Here is a 17,602-nt window from a genome sequence, read left to right as displayed (position 1 = left end):
CGGGCGTCAGGGCATGCGCAGCGGCGCGACCAGGCTCGGCACGCGGCGCAGGCGCATCGAGAGCCCGATGAGCATCGCCCCCTCGGCGATCGCGAACGCTCCGATGAACCAGACGAGCGCCAGCACGCCGGCCGCCGGGAGCGCCACCATGAGGACGCCGAAGATCAAGAAGGCGGCGCCGCTCAGCCCGAGCCAGATCTCGTCGGCGATCACGTGCCGGAGCTTCACCGCGCTGACGATCTTGAAGATGCCGATCACGACGGCCCACGCGGCGACCACGCCGTAGAGCGTGAGCGCGGTGATCATGGGCCGCCAGAACGTCAGCACCGCGATCCCGACGCCGAAGATGCCCTCGACCACGGAATACACGCCGCCGCGGCCGCTGATCGCGGACGCGAACGCGGCGCAGCCGTCGAACAACGCCCACACGCCGAACAGCAGCACGAGCGTGGCGAGCGATGGGATCGGCCACACGAAGAACAAGATCCCGAACAGGATCCCGACCACGCCCCTCAGGGCCAGCAGCCACCAATACCGTCCCAGCGATTCCATGCCTCACCCCCTTCTCTGGCATCCACGTCGCTCACATCCGGCGGACGCGCGCGGCCTGAACGCACGGCGCGTCCGCCGCTCGCGCGCGGAGAGCTGTGCCGCTCATGCCCGCACGGCGTCACACTGCCCGGGCTGGATGCACGTCCCCTGCCCGACCGCGGCGAGCGAGCTGCTCAGCAGCCGCGAGCAGGCGGGCCCATCGAAGGTCGAGCGCTGGTAGGTGTCACGCGCAGGCCGCGCGGCGCGCGAGGCTCACAGGCCGGCGATCGGCCCGCTCGCCGGGTCGCCGTACTCCGACAGCTCGACGCCGAAGTAGTTGATGATGGAGCAATGGAGCGCGCCGGTCGGGGGCTTGCTGGCCTTGATGGCGCGGCCTGTCTGGAACCCCCCGACGTGGCCGGCGAGCATGATGGGCATGTTGGTCCGACCGTGGGAGTCCCCGTCGCCGTTCTCTGATGTGTAGAGCACGAGCGACTCGTCGAGCAGGTTGCCTGTCGCCGTCTGGGCGGCCTTCATCGCGTTGAGCAGGTAGGCGAAGCGGCGCACCTTGAACCGCGAGGTCTGGACGACGCGGGCGTTCGCGATGCGCATCGCCTCCGCCTGCGGCAGCCCGTCGAGATCGGTCGCGCGGTCCCGATCGCCGAGCTTGTGCGAGATGAAGTGGTCGCTCCAGTCCCCCACGCCGTCGGGCAGATCGTACCCGGCGAAGTCGAGGCCCCAGCTGTTCGAGTACTGCAGGACGAGCACCCGCGTCAGGTCGCAGGTGAGGGCGAGGAGCCCGAGATCGATCATCTGCTTGAACTTGCCGTGCAGGTTCTGCCCCTTCGTGGGCGCGCCGGGGACGGTGCAGCCCGACGGCGTCGTCGACTGGATCTGCTTCTCCAGCTCGAACACCGACTCGAGGTGCTGCTCCACGCGCGCCCGATCCGCCGCGCCGAGGCGCAGGTTCAGGCGCCTCGCGTCCTCTCGCACCCAGTCGAGGACGCTGGCGCGGCGCCGCCGGATGTCGTCCATCTCCTCGCTGGGGTTGCCCAGGTTGCTGAAGAGCGTGTCGAACACCTTCGCCGGATCGCGGAAGGCATCCTCGACCTGACCGCCGTCCCTGAACGAGATGAAGCCCTGCGTGACCGCCGTGTCGCCCGTGGGGGACAGGTTGAGGCTGCGGAACGGGGTCTCGGCCGCGATGTGGTTGGCGAGGTACTGGTCGAGCGTGGCCTTGCGCGGGACGGCCGTCCCGCCGCCGTCGGTGTGGGCGCACAGCGCCATGGCCGGGCTGTGGATGTCGGAGCAGATCGCCTGGTGGTCGACGCCGGACACCAGGGTGACGTCGCGCCAGATCGCGTCCCCCGCCGGCCACTCGCGCTCGGCGTCGAAGCCGTTCATGTCCACGAGGCACGGCGGCAGCCCCTCCGCCGAGAGCGGCCCCTCCGTCTTCGGGTGCCACGCCCCGGGATCCGTGCCGTTCGGGACGAAGAACGCCACGAAGCGCTTCGGATCCGCCGGAGCAGCGCTGGCGCGCTGGGGCCGCATCACGTCGAGGAACGGCAGGGCGACCGCGACACCCGCCCCGCGGAGCAGAGCTCTTCTCGAGATCTTCACTGGCGACACTCCTCTTCCGTCGGTCGAACCGTCTGCGAGCACGTCACTCTGGCGCCCTCCTCAGCCGGAACTCCGGCGAGCGCACGATGGCGGTCAGGAAGGAGCGGAACCGGTTGCCGTCCTGCGTGAAGCTCCCGGCGGAGGCGTCGATCGCGCAGCGGTCCTCGGCCGCCGGCTCGCGCCCCTGGGTGTAGATGAACAGCTTCTCCGCGACGCAGGCGGCCAGATCGGGGCTCCGCCGCAGCTCCGCCGCCAGGGCAGCGAGCGAGTCGAACGACTCGTTGGCCGCGCCCTCCAGGCGCGGCTCCAGCCCGAACTCGTCGATACCGATGCTCCCATCGTACTTCCCCAGCTTGTCGTACTGGGCGAAGCCGACGCCGATGGGATCGATGAGCGCATGGCAGCCAGCGCACCCTTCCTGGGTGTTGCGCTTCTCGAGGACCTCGAGATAGGTCAGGCCCGAGAGCTCGCTCTCCAGCTGCTCGAGGAGCCCCGCGGGGATCGAGATCTTCTCGCAGAGGAAGGCCGCCCGGAGCCACTGGCCGCGCACGGCGATGAGATCGCCGTCGTTCTTGGCGCTGATGAGGCTCGCGTGCGTGAGCAGCCCGGTGTTCGCCCGGTGGTGGCCGGCCGGGAACTCCACGCGGCTCACGCCGTCCCCCGGCACCTCGAGGCCGTAGAACTTGCCGAGCGCCGGGGTGACATACGTGTGGTTCGCCGTGAGCGCGTCGAAGAAGTCGATGTCTGGAGTGAACGCGTGCTCGCCGAGGACGAGCTCGCTCTCGGCGATCATGTCCTCGAGCAGGGCGGGCGTGAACGAGGCGTCCGGGTTGACCGGCGCGCGGAGCTGCTCGAAGGTCAGCCACTGCTTGAAGAAGGCGTTGAAGAAGACCTGCGTCCGCTCGTCTTCGACCATCTCCTCCGCGACCGCGCGGAGGCCCTCGTCGCTGTCGAGCTCGCCGGACTCCGCCCGCTCGAGCAGCGCTGCGCTCGGGGACCGGCCCCACAGCGTGAACGACAGCCGCGACGCGAGCTCCAGCGGCGTCAAGGTCGACGTCTCCGAGCCGGCCGAGCCGACCTCGATTCTGAACAGGAAGCTGGGCGAGGTCAGCAGCGCCTCGATGACGAAGCGGAACGCGTCCTCCCTGTCCCGCGCGACCTCGCTCGCCCGCGCGACCAGATCGCTCGCCTCCTCGGCCGAGAGCGGCCTTCGATACGCCAGCTTGCCGAAGCGCTGCACGAAGCGATCGAGGCAATCGTCGGCCTCCGGCTCGCAGCCGAGCACCGCTGTCCGGCGCGCGGCGTCCGCCATGAGCTCCTGCCCGAGCGTCTCCGCGATCGCCAGGTAGGCGCGCAGGTGCTGATCCGACACGTTCTGGAGGGCGGCGATCGTCCGGAAGCCGCCCTGGCCGGTGTCCTCCGGGATGCTGTCCACGGCGGGCGGCTCGTCGAGCTGGAACAGGTCCTGAAGCGTCAGCTGGACCTCGACCCTGGACAGACGGCGCAGCACGCCGGGGCTCGTTCGGGCCTCTCTGCAGTCGTACGCGGCCGGCTTCCCGGTGGTCGGATCGATGGGCCTGTCGTCGTTGGAGCTGCCCGAGCTGCCCGGGCTCCCATCGCCGAGCTGCCCGGTGCAGGCAGCCGCCGTCAGGCCGGCGAGCCCCATCGCGAACATGCCCGCCGCGATGGAACGGCGGAGGAACGGTACCGATCGCTCGGTGTCGGGCGGCGCTGTCTTGATCATGGAGTGACCAGCCGTTCGGGTGGAATTCACCTGGCCCATGCCGAGGCGTGCCCCGGCGATAAGCCGCATCGTGGCTAAGGAGAATATTTGAAGCAGAGCGGTACGTGCGCCCCGGCGTCACCTCGGGGCTCGGTCTATATTCCCGGCGATCGCTCTTCTGATCAACGCTTACCCTACTTCCTCCCGCCGACCAACCCCTTCGTCGATCGCCGGGAGGCGCTCCTGCGGAGGGATTCAGGACGGCAGAAGCATCCCCTCGAATTTTCCAAATCGGGTGTGGTGATCGTCTTTGACGACCGCATCGCCGGCTGCCTGCGCGAACCGGAGTGACGATGCGGACTGCCGCGCTCGATCGGGCGATGATGCGAACCAGCTCTTGCGCGTCCTGGAAATCCCGTTCTTCGATCCTGTCCACCCTTGATCTCCACCGGAGCGGCGCTGTACCTCGGCGTTCTCGTGTAGGCTCCGGCGCGGGCAGACGCGGGAGCAGAGGAGCAGGGCGTTGAGGATCACATGCGTGGGCGGCGGGCCGGCAGGCCTCTATTTCGCCCTCCTGGCGAAGCAGGCAGACCCCCGGCGCGAGGTCGTCGTGGTGGAGCGGAATCGGCCCGATGACACCTTCGGCTTCGGGGTCGTGTTCTCGGACGCGACGCTCGACGGCCTCGCCGACGCGGATCGCCCGAGCTACGACGCGATCCGGAGCAGCCTCGCCCACTGGGACGAGCTCCACGCGCACTTCGGCGGGCGCGTCCTCGTGTCGAGGGGGCACGGCTTCAGCGGCCTCTCGCGCCGGAAGCTGCTCGCGATCCTGGGGGACCGGGCGCGGGAGCTCGGCGTCGTCCTGCGCTTCGAGGAGGAGGTGACGGACCCGGCGGAGGCCGCCGCCGAGAGCGATCTGGTCGTCGCGGCCGACGGGGTGAACAGCCAGATCCGCGAGCGATTCGCCGACCGGTTCGGGCCGCGCATCGACGTCCGCCCGAACCGGTTCGTGTGGCTCGGCACGACGTTCCCGTTCGACGCCTTCACCTTCTACTTCGAGGAGAACCGCCACGGCCTCTTCCGGGTCCACGCGTACCGCTACGAGCCGGAGCGCTCGACCTTCATCGTCGAGTGCCGGGAGGAGACCTTCCGGCGCGCGGGCCTCGATCGCGCCACAGAGGACGAGACGATCGCGTACTTCGAGGAGCTCTTCGCCGAAAAGCTCCAGGGACACCGGCTGCTGAAGAACCGGAGCGTCTGGCGGAGCTTCCCCACGGTGCACAACGAGCGCTGGAGCGCGGGCAACGTGGTGCTGCTCGGCGACGCCGCGCACACGGCGCACTTCTCGATCGGCTCGGGGACGAAGCTCGCGCTCGAGGACGCCATCGCGCTCGTCGACAGCCTCCAGCGGCACCGGGGCGTGCCCGAGGCGCTCGCCGCCTACGAGGCGGAGCGCAAGCCCAAGGTGCTCGCGCTCCAGCGGGCCGCGCAGGTGAGCCTGCTGTGGTTCGAGAACACCGAGCGCTACATGGCGCTCGACCCGGTGGAGTTCATGTTCAGCCTGCTGACGCGGAGCCTGCGGGTGACGCACGAGGGCCTGAAGGCGCGCGACCCGGCGTTCGTGCGCGAGATCGACGCGCACGTGGCGCGCAAGGCGGAGGCGCAGGCGGGGGCGCGCCTCCTCGCCGGGGATGCGACGCCGCCGCCGCCGATGTTCACGCCGTTCCGGCTCCGATCGCTCGTGCTGGAGAACCGGGTCGTCGTGTCGCCCATGTGCCAGTACTCGGCCGAGGACGGGCAGATCGACGACTGGCACCTCGTCCACCTCGGCAGCCGGGCGCTCGGAGGCGCAGGGCTCGTCATCACGGAGATGACCGACGTCAGCCCGGAAGCGCGCATCACGCCGGGCTGCGCGGGGCTCTATCGCCCCGGCCACGTCGAGGGGTGGCGCCGCGTCGTCGATTTCGTCCACGCGCGCTCCCGGGCCAAGATCGGCGTCCAGCTGGCCCACGCCGGGCGCAAGGGCGCGACGAAGCTGCTCTGGGAGGGCATGGATGTGCCGCTCGAGCGCGGCGCCTGGCCGCTGCTCAGCGCCTCCGCCATCCCGTACCTGGCGGAGAGCCAGGTCCCGAAGGCGATGGACCGCGGGGACATGGACCAGGTGACCTCGGACTTCGTGCAGGCCGCGAGGCGGGCGGACGAGGCCGGTTTCGACCTGATCGAGCTGCACTGCGCGCACGGCTACCTGCTCGCGAGCTTCATCTCGCCGCTCACGAACAGGCGCGACGACGCGTACGGCGGTCCGATCGAGAACCGGATGCGCTACCCGCTGGAGGTGTTCGACGCGGTGCGGGCCGTGTGGCCGGCGGAGAAGCCCATGAGCGTGCGCATCTCCGCCACCGACTGGGCGCCTTCCGGGCTCACGACGGACGATCTGATCGCGCTCTCGACGATGCTGCGAGAGCACGGCGCCGACATCATCCACGTCTCGGCAGGACAGACGGACCCGTCCAGCAAACCGGAGCACGGCAGGCTGTTCCAGACGCCGCTCTCGGAGCTCGTGCGGCTGGAAGCCAGCGTGCCGACGATCACGGTGGGCAACATCCAGAGCTACGCGGACGTGAACAGCATCGTCGCGGCCGGGAGAGCCGACCTGTGCGCGCTCGCGCGGGCGCACCTCTACGACCCGTACTGGACCCGGCACGCCGCCGCGGAGCAGGGCTTCGACATCGACTGGCCACCTCAGTACAGGTCGGTCGAGAGATACACGCTCCGCATGCGGTGACCCTGCGCGGGGCGAGGGAGAGGCCTGTCCCGCCCGGGCCGCTCCGCGCAGCGCCCCGGTCGAGCGAAAAAAGTGAAGGCGGGCCCTTGATCCTCACGCTACGTGAGGACCTAGCCTCCGGGGCATGGACGTGCTCACCCGCCCTGGAAACAGGGGTAACGCCATGCGTTCAGCACCGTTGAAAGTCGGCGATCTCGCCCGGCAGACCGGCCTCTCCGTCCGCACGCTCCACTATTACGAGGAGATCGGCCTGCTCGTCCCGTCGCATCGCACCGCGTCGGGGCACCGGATGTACTCGGCGGGCGACGTCGCCCGGCTCCAGCAGATCAAGTCGTTGCGCGAGCTCGGCTTCAGCCTGGAGCAGATCGCCGCGTGCCTGGACCAGCCGGGGTTCTCTCCGCTCCAGACCATCGAGCTCCACCTGTCGCGGCTGCGCGAGCAGATCGCGCTGGAGCAGCGGCTCTGCGCGCGGCTCGAGGGCCTGGCCCACGTCCTGCGGTCGGGAGAGGACGTCTCTGTGGAGCAGCTCCTTCAAACCATCGAGGTGATGACCATGAGCGAGAAATATTACACCCCAGAGCAGCTCGAGGAGCTCAAGCAGCGCGCAGAGGCGATGGGCCCCGAGAAGATGCGTGAGGCCGAGTCGGCGTGGAAGCAGATCTACGACGACATGCGGGCGCAGATGCAGAAGGGCTCCGACCCGAAGAGCGAGCCGGTGCAGCAGATCGTGAAGCGCATGCGGGAGCTCATCGACGCGTTCACGGGGAAGAACCCCGGCATCGAGAGGGCGCTCAACACGATGTACCGGGAGGAGCCCTCGGTGAGAACGCAACACGGGAATGATCCGGAGCTGCACGAGTTCATCGGCAAGGCGATGAGCTAGCTCGCGGCGCAGGCAGGCCGCCGGCGGAGCGCCCGGCCGCGCGGGGCGGAGCGCCCGCGCTGGCGGCGGGGCGCCCGCGCTGGCGGCCGGAGGCCACGGCGCGAGCGCCCGGCCAGGTGGCCTCGGGCGCTCGCGCCGTGGCCGTTCTGCCGTGTGGGGCAATTCGCGCCACGCGCGAGGATCGAGCCGCCTCTGCGCTCGGCCGGGGCCCAGCGCGCGAAAATCGCCGACCTGTCCGGGGAGCTGCAGCCGCGGGCCTGGCACCCGCGTTGCTTTTCATGACAGCGTACAGCGCCTCCGGCGCGAGCCGCCCCAGGAAGAACCCAGCAGCGCTCCATGCGCCCCACGGAAGGTCCATCATGCACCTGCCCGGAAGAGAGATCCCCTGGAAGGATTTCCTGAACGACATCAAGCAGGAATGTATCAAGGACAAGATCGACACCGTCGCTGCTTCGCTCGCGTTCTTCGGTGTCCTCGCGATCTTCCCGTTCCTGCTCTTCGCGGTCGCCCTCGCCGGCCTGGTCATCGATCCTGCCGAGTCCGCGCAGCTGATGGGCGAATTGTACCGGGTGGCCCCGCCCGCCGTGGCCACCATCCTGGGCGAGCGCCTTCAGGCGCTCACTGGAGGCCAGAGCCCGGCGCTCCTGACCGTCGGCGCCCTCGGCGCGGTCTGGGCCGCCTCGGGAGGCGTCACCGCGCTGATGGACTCGCTCAACTCCGCCTACGGCGTCGAGGACAGCCGGTCGTACCTCAAGCGCCGCGGCATCGCCCTGCTGGTCACGATCGGCGGCGCCGTCCTGCTGACGGTCGCCTCGGCGATCGCGGTCGCCACGCCGGCGCTCGCCGCGCACCTCGGCCCCTTCGCGACGCTTGTCCTCTGGCTGCGCATGCCGGTGTCGGCGCTCATCGTGATGGCGGTCCTGGCAACCCTCTATTACTTGCTCCCCGACGTAGAGCAGAAGTTCAAGTTCATCACCCCGGGATCGGTCGTGGCGGTCGTGATCTGGGTCATCGCGTCGCTCGGCTTCTCCTTTTACGTCAGCCGCTTCGGCAGCTACGAGGTGAGCTACGGCGCGCTGGGCGGCGTGATCATCCTCCTCCTCTGGATGTGGATCTCCTCGCTGGCGGTGCTCCTCGGGGCCGAGATCAACGCCGTCATCGAGCACCGCTCGCCCGAGGGGAAGCGCGCGGGCGCCAAGGACGCCAGCGATACGGGGGCCGATCTGCCCAAGACTGCAAAGGAGGAGGCCCAGGGCGCCGCGCTCCCGGCCGGCGCCGCGCGCGCTCCGCGCGACGAGAGCGCGGGCAATGACGCCGCGCTCCCCCACCCCGTCGGCTCGCGCCGGTCGGAGCTCCACCGAGGGAGGGCGTAAGCGACGCGCCTTCACCGCCGAGCCCCGCGGAGCGGGGCTGTCTCTGCCAACGGAGCCACCCTTCATGCCAACTCGACACCTCCTCTCCTCGCCATCGCTGCTCGTGCTGCTCGGCTCGCTCGCCATGGGTTGCCGCGGCGCCCCGAGCGGCGCGCCCGTGGCAGCTCCGCCGGCCGACAGCGCGAAGGGCGCGGAGACGGGGAGCGTGCGGGGCCCGGAGGGCGAGCCGACCGGCGCCGACGGCGCGCCGGGCGCGAGCAGCCCGCCAGGCTGCGGGACCGACAGCCCGATGCTCAAGTACGTCGGGCAGAGCCATGACGAGTGCGCCCGGATCCGCTTCGTGTGCGAGCCCGGCTGGAGCTACTTCAGCGACGACTGCGGCTGCGGCTGCACGAAGCAGTGACCGCCGCCGAGCGCGCCGGGGCGTCGGCCCGCAGGGCTCTCGACAAAAACACCTCGCCCTGGGCGGCCTGCGGCATCTAGCATCGGTGCCCGCATGCGCCCCCTCCTCATCGTGAACCCCCGGTCCAGCGGCGGAAAGACGGGCAGGCTCTTCGACGAGATGCTGACGCCCATCCGCCGCATCCTCGGCGACGTCGACATCGTGCGCACGGATCGCCCGCGCCACGCCGTCGATCTCGCGCGCGAAGCCGCGCTCGGCGGGCGGGAGACCGTCGTGGCGGTCGGCGGGGACGGCAGCATCAGCGAGGTGGTGAACGGCCTTATGCAGGCGAAGGACCGGGGCGCCACCGGCACGCGGCTCGGGATCATCGGCGCGGGCACCGGCAGCGATCTCTGCAAGACGCTGAAGCTGACCCGCCGGCTCGACAGCTTTTGCACCGCGATCGCGAGCGGCCACAGTCGCCGGCTCGACGTGGGCCGCCTCTCGTACGAGACGCACGACGGCCAGCGGGCCGACGCGTTCTTCGTCAATGTCCTCTCCACCGGGATGAGCGGCATCGTGGTCTCGCTCGTCAACCAGTCGTCGCGGGTGCTCGGCAACACGCTCGCCTACTCGATCGCCTCGCTCAAGGGCCTCGTCCGCAGCCGCGTCGGCCGGGTGCGCTGCGTGACGACGCTGCGCGGGGAGCGGCGGGAAGAGGAGATCTCGACGCGCATGCTGGGCATCTGCAACGGCCGCTTCTTCGGCGCGGGCATGCAGCTCGCGCCGATGGCGAAGCTCGACGACGGCGTGTTCGACGTCATCGACCTGGGCGCCGCGCCCCACCTCCGCTTCGCGGCCGTGTCGACCGGCATGTACACGGGCTCGCACATCCGCCACCCGGACGTGCGCCACTTCCAGTGCGATAGCATCGAGCTCACGCTCCTGAACCGCGACGTCGAGCAGTCGTTCTTCCTCGACGTGGACGGCGAGCCGCTCGGGAAGCTGCCGATCACGGTCACGCTGGAGCCGAAGGCGATCGAGGTGCTGGCGCCGGGCGATTGAGGGGGACCGCGAGGGGGCGCCGCAGTCGAGCCGGCAGGGCTAGCCGGAATGGGGCAGGCGCGTAGACTGGCCGCCGTATGAGGATCCTGACCTTCGAGTTTCAGAGCGCTGGGCGTGGCTGGACGCTCGAGCCGATGGTGCTCGATGCGTTCAACCTGCTGGTCGGCGTGTCCGGGGCGGGCAAGACGCGGATCGTACGGGCGATCGAGCAGGTCCGCGCCGTGGCGCTCGGAGAGAAGGAAGAGGATGAGCTGATCGATGCAGTCCGCGGGGCCAGCTTCGCGATCGGCTTCGAGCACGAAGGGCTCACGTACCGCTGGGAAGCCGATCTGGAGCCGCGCGTCGGGCGAGGGGCAGAAGAGCACGGCGCGCTGCACGCCGAGGAGCCGCCCCTCATCCGAGCCGAGCGCATCTTCCAGGGAGACCGGGCCATCGTGGAGCGCTCGCCTGAGCGCTTCCTTCTGAATGGCCATGCACTCCCCAAGCTGGACCGAGCGCAGAGCGCAATTGCCGTCCTCAAGGAAGACCCGCAGATGGCTCCGCTTTACAAGGCTTTCTCGCGCTGTATTCCTCGATCAGCGCTCGAAACGTTGCCGAGCCATGGTTTTACGACGGAGACTCACTTCGAGAAGCGGCGGGGCAACTACCAATCCGCGGCAGATCTTGGCGCGGACTTCACGCTGCCGCTGCACCACAAGGCCGAGCTTCTCCAAGAGGTGTTTCCAGAGGCGTTCGCCGAGATAGAGGAGGCGTTCAGCGAAGCGTTTCCCACTGTCGAGAAGCTCAAGGTCCAGCGCTACTACCCTTTGGGCTCCGAGGCGAGCAAGGAGTTAGGGGGCAGCTACAACCTCGCGCTCACGGCAGCCGAGTCGGGCGTCGATAGCTGGATCTTCTTTTACGACATGTCCTCTGGCATGCAGCGTTACCTCTCCTTCCTTATCCACCTCTCGTTCGCTCCGCCTGGTACGGTGGTGCTCATCGACGAGCTGGAGTCGAGCCTTGGCGTCAACTGCCTGCCCGCAGTGACGCGCTTCCTGCTGAGCCGCGCGCCGTACCTCCAGCTCGTCCTGACAAGCCACCACCCCTACATCATCGAGCAAATCCCGCCGAGCCACTGGAAGATCGTCACCCGGAAGGGCAGTCGCGTGCGGGTCCTGGACGCCGAGAAAATCCCGGCGATGGCAGAGGAGCGTTCGCACCTCGACCGCTTCACGCGCCTCATCAACCTGCCGGAGTACGAGCACGGGGTCCAGGGATGAACCTCGTCCTCCTCGTGGAGGGTGCCGAGACCGAGCCGAGGGTCTACGAGGCATGGCTCCGACACCGGCTCCCCGCGCTGCGTCGCGTGCCCAACCTTCTACGACGTGAGCACGGACGATCCCGAGCGGATGGGGACCTATCCGGGCTACGTCACCCGCGCCAGCTTCCACCTGGCGTATCTCAAGGCCATGCTCATCGAGCGCAGCCATCGCTACACGAAGCAGCGCCCAGGCGTGGTGATCGAGCCGTCGTACTTCGAGGCGCTGCGGGCGCGTTGCGCGCGCACGGGACACATCCAGAGCTTCCGGCGACTGCTCTCGGCCTTCGAGGCAGCTGGGGACGTGGGGCCGTAACGCCCATGCGGGCCGCCCCTCGAGCCACCGCCGCATCACCCGCGCCTCCCCCATGACGCGCTGCGGAAGCCGCCGTGGCTTCCGACACCCCTGCCCCCTTGTGCCGCTCCCCTCGAGCCCGTCGAGCCGGCGCCGCAGCGGTGGTAATGGATCTTTCATGAGCTTCATCGATTCACCTGCCGAGCTTGCCCCGGGTGCCTCCGTGGCCCCCGCGTCCTCCGCCCCCCGGCTGCTCGTCGTCGGCTGCGGCGGGATCGGCGGCATCGTCGCCGCGTACCTGTTCGAGCAGGGCCACGACGTCACCGCCTTCACGACGAACCCGCTCATCGCGGACGCCATCAACGCCGTCGGTTTCCGGGTGCGCGGCGATGCGAGCCCCGGCACGGTCGGGGGCCGCGCGGTGCGGGAGCTCGGCCCGGACACCCGACCCTTCGACTACATCCTCCTGGCGACGCAGCCGCCGCAGGTCGAGGAGGCCGCGCGGAACGCGGTCGCGCACCTCGCCCCGACGGGCGCGATGATCTGCCTCCAGAACGGCCTCTGCGAGGAGCGCATCGCGCGCATCGCCGGCCCGGAGCGCACCTTCGGGGGGATCGTCGCGTGGGGCGCCTCGATGGTGGAGCCCGGCGTGTACGACCGCACCTCGAGCGGCGGCTTCGTCCTCGGCCGGCTCGACGGGGCGAGCGACCCGCGCCTCGACGAGCTCGCGCGCATCCTCGAGGCGATCGGACCGACGACCGTGACGGACAACCTCGCCGGGGCGCGCTGGTCGAAGCTCGCCATCAACTGCGCCATCTCGTCGCTCGGCACCGTCGGCGGCGATCGCCTCGGCGTGCTGCTCAGGCACCGCTTCGTCCGCCGCCTCGCGCTGGAGATCATGACCGAGACCGTGCAGGTCTCGCGCACGATCGGCGTGCGCCTCGAGAAGGTCGCAGGGACGCTCGACCTCGACTGGATCGCGCTCACGGACGCCGAGCGCACCGCCGTGGGCTCGCCGGGGCTCTTCGCGAAGCACGCGCTGCTCCTCGCGGTGGGCGCTCGCTTCCGCCGCATGCGCTCCTCGATGCTCGCCGCCATCGAGCGAGGCCGCCCGCCGGCCGTCGACTTCCTGAACGGCGAGGTCGTCGAGCGCGGCGCGGCGCTCGGCATCGCGACGCCGATCAACGCCGCGATCCGCGAGGAGGTGCTCGCGATCGCGGCGGGCAAGCGCAAGCCGAGCCTCACGCAGCTGCGCGCGTTCTTCGACCGGACGCGCGAGCTCGTGGGAGCGCCGTCGTCCATGCGGCCACCGCCGCCACCGCCGCCGGCCGAACCGCCCGCGGCCCCGCCGTACGAGCCGCCCGCGGCTCCGCCGTACGAGCCGCCAGCGACCGCGACGAACGCACAGGCGGACGCGTCGGGTGAGCCGTCCATGCCAGCAACGAACGTCCAGAGCGATCTCAGGGACGCGTAAGCAAGCGCCGAGCAGCTCGGCGACAGAAGACCGACAAGCGGACGAGCAGCCGAAGGACACCGACACGTGTCCTGGCGCGCCTGGCGTCGTCGCGGATCGAGCTCACCGCGCCGTCGCGCCACGAACTCTTTGTCGCGCCGTGGCGTCGAAGTTCGGTAGCATCGGGCGTCTCTTCCTGCGGATCTCGAGAGATCCCTCGACGAGGAACCCTCGCATGACGCACTTCTCCCTCGCCCTCTCCTCCCGGCGCGGCGCCGCGCTTCGCGGCGTCTCCCTCGTGCTGCTGGCCGCGCTCGCCGCGTGCGGCGACGACGGAGGCGGCGGCGGCAGCGGGGCCGCGGGTGGCGGGGGGAGCGGCGGCGAGGGCGGCGCTGGCGGCGGCGTGGTCATCGCGGAGCCGAACCGGTTCCGCCTGCGCATCGACGACGCCGAGGTCCCGTCGGTGGTGCTGGAGCTCGACAAGCAGAAGGCGCTCCAGGTCTTCGGCGAGGACGGGGCCAAGCAGATCACGATCCTCGAAGTGGACACGACGGAACTGCTCCGGAACGCGCTGGAGCAGATCCAGGACGCGTGTGGGCAATCGTGGCGGAATGACCGCGCGAACCCCGGCCACGACTGCTCGCTCACCGAACTCGGCCGGAGCTTCGGGGCAGAGTGGCGAACCTCCCCGGAGTTCGCGCTCGTCCGGCTGCTCAGCATGACGCCCGCCAACGCCGATGTGACGGGGACGTCGCTCGAGGATTTGAACAAATTCTTCGAGGATAACCCTGGCACCTTCGCGTTCGACTTCGCCGATGTCCTCGCCGACGCCGTCAATGTCGATCTGAGCGTCGAGCCGGCTCCGGAGGCCGTGCGCGGCAACCGGACGGCGCCGCTCGTGCCGATGGACAAGCTCATCAGCGCTCTCCAGCAGCAGCTACTCGGCACGCACCCGGCCATCCCCGCGGCGGACGGCGTGAGGATGCCTGTCACGCTCTACGAAGCGCTGTTCGATCTTCAGCCGCTCTCCCAGAAGCTCGGCCCATCCGGAGACCATCCCGGCGTGCTCGTCCCCGATGACGAGGCATTCACCACCAAGAGCGACGTCCTGCTGCCGGATTTCCAGATGCGCGTCGTCGCCGAGTCGGGCCTGCGCAGGGTCGCCGGGGTCGACCTCTCGAAGGGGGGCGGCGACATGTTCTTGCGCGACGGCGACGCGCCGCTGCAGTTCGACTTCAACGATCCCGACAAGCTCCAGATCAGCGGCATCGCACCTGCGCCGATCGTGGACGTGAGGATCTCGCTGCGCGAACTCCCGTCCGCAGTGCCGCCTTGCGACGGCGACCAAAACCCGGACTGCAAGACCAACTCCCCGGATGCCCCCGTCGGCACCGACTATATCTGGTCCGTTCCCCCCTACCTGCTTGAGTCGATCGTCGGGACGGCGGGTTACCTCACGTACCGCGACCGCGCACCTTACTCGGGATGTTACTTCCGGGCTGGCGGGAAGTGCGCGCTCGGCGTGAATATCGGCCAAGAAGGCAATCCTCGCGGGTGGTCTGTCTTCCTCGGCAACATCTCATTTCCGCCCGATCCTCCGCCCGACGTACCAGGTCCGCAATTCTTCTGGGAGCTGCTCGCCGATGTGGCTCAGACCGCCATCCACGACCCCACCGGCGACGGCAACCCCGAGATCCAGGAAGGCGCCGCCCAGCCGGTCTTCGCGCTCCACAACGTCGGCATCGGCCTGACCGCCGATGAGATCGTGGCCGACCTCCGCCCGACCCTGCAGAGCCAGGCCAACGAGATCGCCGAGATCATCCTGGGCCGTTACTGGGTCAACAACGACGGGCTCGACTTCTTCTACGGCCGCGGCGCGCCCGACGGCGCGCCCACCTTGTTCTTCGTCGCCGAGGACGACCTCCGGCCTTCGGATCAAAGCTCGGAGGCCCCCCGCGCCTACACCTACGAAAGTCCCGGCTTCTTCACGAGCCCGGACCTCAGCGAGGCGAGCAAGGTCTCCAGCAAGGAGCTCGACGGCGTCGACGACACGACGCACGAGAAATACAGGCTGCCGCCGGGCGAGACCACGCTGTACATGCAGGACGACGAGGGCGCCGTCTACGAGGTCCGCTTCTACGTGCCCGAGAGCGACGATCCGGTGGAGATCACCGCCGACGTGGAGAAGCTCTGATCATGGAAGCGCGAGACCGCACCCGCCCCGCCGCCCGCCGGCTCTCCCGGCTCGGCCCCCTGCTCGCCACCGCGCTCTCCACTGCGCTGCCCGGCTGCGTCGATGCCGTCACGGTGGAGCAGGCGCCGCCCCCGCCGGTGCTCGGCGTGCGCCAGAGCCGCACGCTCACGCTCGAGTTCCTGCGGTTCGACGCGAGGGGCTTCGCCAAGACGCTCACGCTCGAGGAGCTCAAGGCCATTCCGCGGCCCACCCTCGAAGGGATATGGCTGCTCGATCTCGACATCTCGACGCTCATCGAGAACGCGCTGCTCAAGGTCATGTACATGCCCCCCGCGGAGATCGCGGCGCTCCCGCCGGCGTCGCGGAACCTCGTCGGGCTCCTGAACATGACGCCGGAGAACGCCGACCTCCGCGGCACGAGCCTCGAGGGCCTGCTCGGGGTCGGCAACGCCGTGGGGCTCCCGACCTCCAAAATCCTCGCGGACCTCACGGGCGCGGCCGCCAACGAGCGGCTCATCCCCGTCCAGATCACCTCGCAGGCCGTCCTGGAGAACCTCGTCAGCACCCACCCGAATACCCAGCACCGGAGAGGGCCGGCGAACGACGAGCACCCGGACGGCGTCTACCCTGTCGCGCCGCACTCCATCCCCGTCACGCTGTACGACGTCGTCACCGACTTTGCCGGCCTCGCCGCGCAGTTCGGCCCGACGCCGCTCGATCCGGACGACCCGGGCGGCGCGAAGCACCCCGGCTTCATCAAGGCCGCATCCGGGGTGAAGGCGGCCCTCGACGACTTCACGATGACGGTTCGCGTCGACGTCAACGCCCTGCCGTACAAGGGGGTCGACGCCACGATGGCCGATGTCGCGAGCGTCAACAGCACGCCCGGCCAGATAGACACCCTGTTCGATTTCAGCCAGGAGGACTGGCTCGTCCTGGACAACCTCGCCAGGAACCTGAGCATCGGCGAGCTGACGCTGGCCATCCCCGAGAACGCGATGCTCCTGCCGGGCGGCACGAGCCGGGAGCCCGCGCCGCGCGGCAACTCGCCCGTGTGGGAACAGCCGCTCTGGGAGTTCGAGCACATCCTCGCCCGCGCGGGTGAGCTCAGGGCAGCCCAGATCGAGGATCACTGCTCGACCTACGCGCCCGCGGGCACCTCGACGAGCGACTTCGAGGCCGTGAAGGTCTGCATCGACGAGAGCGGGTGGACCGAGATCAGCGTCGACGAGAGCGTCATCCTGGAAGACCCGCCTCCGGCGCCGTCCTACTTCTGGGATATCCTCCTCGACGTGGCCCAGGCGCGGCTCCATGACGGCGGCCTCGCCGAGGGGGAAGCCGACCTCGAGGTGACCCTGCGCGACGTGCCGGTCGGCGTGAAGACCGAGGATCTCGTCGCGAGCATCAAGGAGAACCTCGCGAGCGATCCAGCGGTCCTCAAGGACATGGCGCTCGAGCTCAACAACAACGCCGCCGGCGACGCGGACTTCTACCTCTACCAGCCGAGCACCGAGAGCGGCGTCGCCGGCCAGCGGGATTACCTCTACTTCGTCGCGCCCGACGACATCCGCAAGGACGCGGACGGCGCGCGCGTGCGCGACTATGCCTACGAGAGCCCTGGCTTCTTCTCCGACGCCGGGCTCGAGAAGAAGGTGTCGACGACCGAGGAGATCGACGGCGACGCGCTCCACGAGAAGGTGGAGGTCAAGGCAGGAGATACGCTGTACTTCGCGGACGACGAGGGGCACCGCTACGAGATCAGGATCGGCGACAAGCCGAGCCCCCATCGCCTCTCGCTCACCCTCACCCGGATCCAGTGATCGGCCCCCCCACCGTGAGGACCCGTCTCATGCAAGGAGCTCCGCCGCCCCCGCGGCCCCGCGCCCGTGCCGGTGCCCGCGCCCGTGCGCGTGCGTGTCAACGAACAGGACGTGAACTCGCCGCGCTCTCGCTCGCGACAGGCCTCGCCTGCCTGACGGCGCGGGACGCGCACGCCTCGGG

General features: G+C 69.7%; 14 protein-coding genes. 11 read left to right on the top strand and 3 right to left on the bottom strand.

Annotated features, from left to right (window positions below; translation table 11 throughout):
• Positions 1–6: 6 nt before the first annotated feature.
• From WME95_RS47410 to WME95_RS47400, 3 genes are all read right to left on the bottom strand, one after another.
• The gene (locus WME95_RS47410) at positions 7–552 is read right to left on the bottom strand and encodes an HdeD family acid-resistance protein (protein WP_437905769.1); all 546 of its coding nucleotides are present in this window, start codon (positions 550–552) and stop codon (positions 7–9) included.
• 252 nt (positions 553–804) lie between these two features.
• Complete coding sequence (locus WME95_RS47405; protein WP_437905768.1) at positions 805–2,151, bottom strand: DUF1552 domain-containing protein; 1,347 nt, start codon at positions 2,149–2,151, stop codon at positions 805–807.
• Between the two features lie 43 nt (positions 2,152–2,194).
• The gene (locus WME95_RS47400) at positions 2,195–3,895 is read right to left on the bottom strand and encodes a DUF1592 domain-containing protein (RefSeq protein WP_437905767.1); all 1,701 of its coding nucleotides are present in this window, start codon (positions 3,893–3,895) and stop codon (positions 2,195–2,197) included.
• Positions 3,896–3,982: 87 nt separating this feature from the next.
• Here WME95_RS47400 and WME95_RS47395 point away from each other — a divergent pair, with 87 nt between their 5' ends.
• The 11 genes from WME95_RS47395 to WME95_RS47345 all read left to right on the top strand — a co-directional run bounded on the left by WME95_RS47395 (position 3,983) and on the right by WME95_RS47345 (position 17,421).
• The gene (locus tag WME95_RS47395) at positions 3,983–4,225 is read left to right on the top strand and encodes a hypothetical protein (protein WP_437905766.1); all 243 of its coding nucleotides are present in this window, start codon (positions 3,983–3,985) and stop codon (positions 4,223–4,225) included.
• A 172-nt stretch (positions 4,226–4,397) separates the two neighbouring features.
• Entirely contained in the window at positions 4,398–6,659 is a 2,262-nt protein-coding gene (locus tag WME95_RS47390; protein ID WP_437905765.1) for a bifunctional salicylyl-CoA 5-hydroxylase/oxidoreductase, read from the top strand.
• Positions 6,660–6,822: 163 nt separating this feature from the next.
• Positions 6,823–7,542: a MerR family transcriptional regulator gene (locus WME95_RS47385; protein WP_437905764.1), complete on the top strand. Its 720-nt coding sequence runs from the start codon at positions 6,823–6,825 to the stop codon at positions 7,540–7,542.
• 359 nt (positions 7,543–7,901) lie between these two features.
• Positions 7,902–8,915 carry a YihY/virulence factor BrkB family protein gene (locus tag WME95_RS47380; protein ID WP_437905763.1) on the top strand — a complete coding sequence of 338 codons (1,014 nt, stop codon included), beginning with the start codon at positions 7,902–7,904 and terminating at the stop codon, positions 8,913–8,915.
• 64 nt (positions 8,916–8,979) lie between these two features.
• Complete coding sequence (locus WME95_RS47375) at positions 8,980–9,318, top strand: hypothetical protein (RefSeq protein WP_437905762.1); 339 nt, start codon at positions 8,980–8,982, stop codon at positions 9,316–9,318.
• 93 nt (positions 9,319–9,411) lie between these two features.
• Positions 9,412–10,362, top strand: a complete 951-nt coding sequence (locus WME95_RS47370) for a diacylglycerol/lipid kinase family protein (protein WP_437905761.1) — start codon at positions 9,412–9,414, stop codon at positions 10,360–10,362.
• Positions 10,363–10,439: 77 nt separating this feature from the next.
• A complete protein-coding gene (locus WME95_RS47365; protein ID WP_437905760.1) occupies positions 10,440–11,621 on the top strand; it encodes an AAA family ATPase in 1,182 nt (393 codons plus the stop codon).
• A 105-nt stretch (positions 11,622–11,726) separates the two neighbouring features.
• Positions 11,727–11,975 (top strand): hypothetical protein, encoded by a 249-nt coding sequence (locus WME95_RS47360; RefSeq protein ID WP_437905759.1) that lies wholly within the window; start codon positions 11,727–11,729, stop codon positions 11,973–11,975.
• A gap of 157 nt (positions 11,976–12,132) precedes the next feature.
• Positions 12,133–13,428: a ketopantoate reductase family protein gene (locus WME95_RS47355; protein WP_437905758.1), complete on the top strand. Its 1,296-nt coding sequence runs from the start codon at positions 12,133–12,135 to the stop codon at positions 13,426–13,428.
• A 214-nt stretch (positions 13,429–13,642) separates the two neighbouring features.
• Positions 13,643–15,601, top strand: a complete 1,959-nt coding sequence (locus tag WME95_RS47350; RefSeq protein ID WP_437905757.1) for a hypothetical protein — start codon at positions 13,643–13,645, stop codon at positions 15,599–15,601.
• Positions 15,602–15,603: 2 nt separating this feature from the next.
• Complete coding sequence (locus WME95_RS47345; RefSeq protein WP_437905756.1) at positions 15,604–17,421, top strand: acetyltransferase; 1,818 nt, start codon at positions 15,604–15,606, stop codon at positions 17,419–17,421.
• The last annotated feature ends 181 nt before the right edge of the window (positions 17,422–17,602 follow it).

Origin of the sequence: Sorangium sp. So ce327 (assembly GCF_051530205.1) — a bacterium.
GTDB lineage: Bacteria > Myxococcota_A > Polyangia > Polyangiales > Polyangiaceae > Sorangium > Sorangium cellulosum_B.
This window is presented reverse-complemented; position numbering and strand designations above follow the sequence as displayed.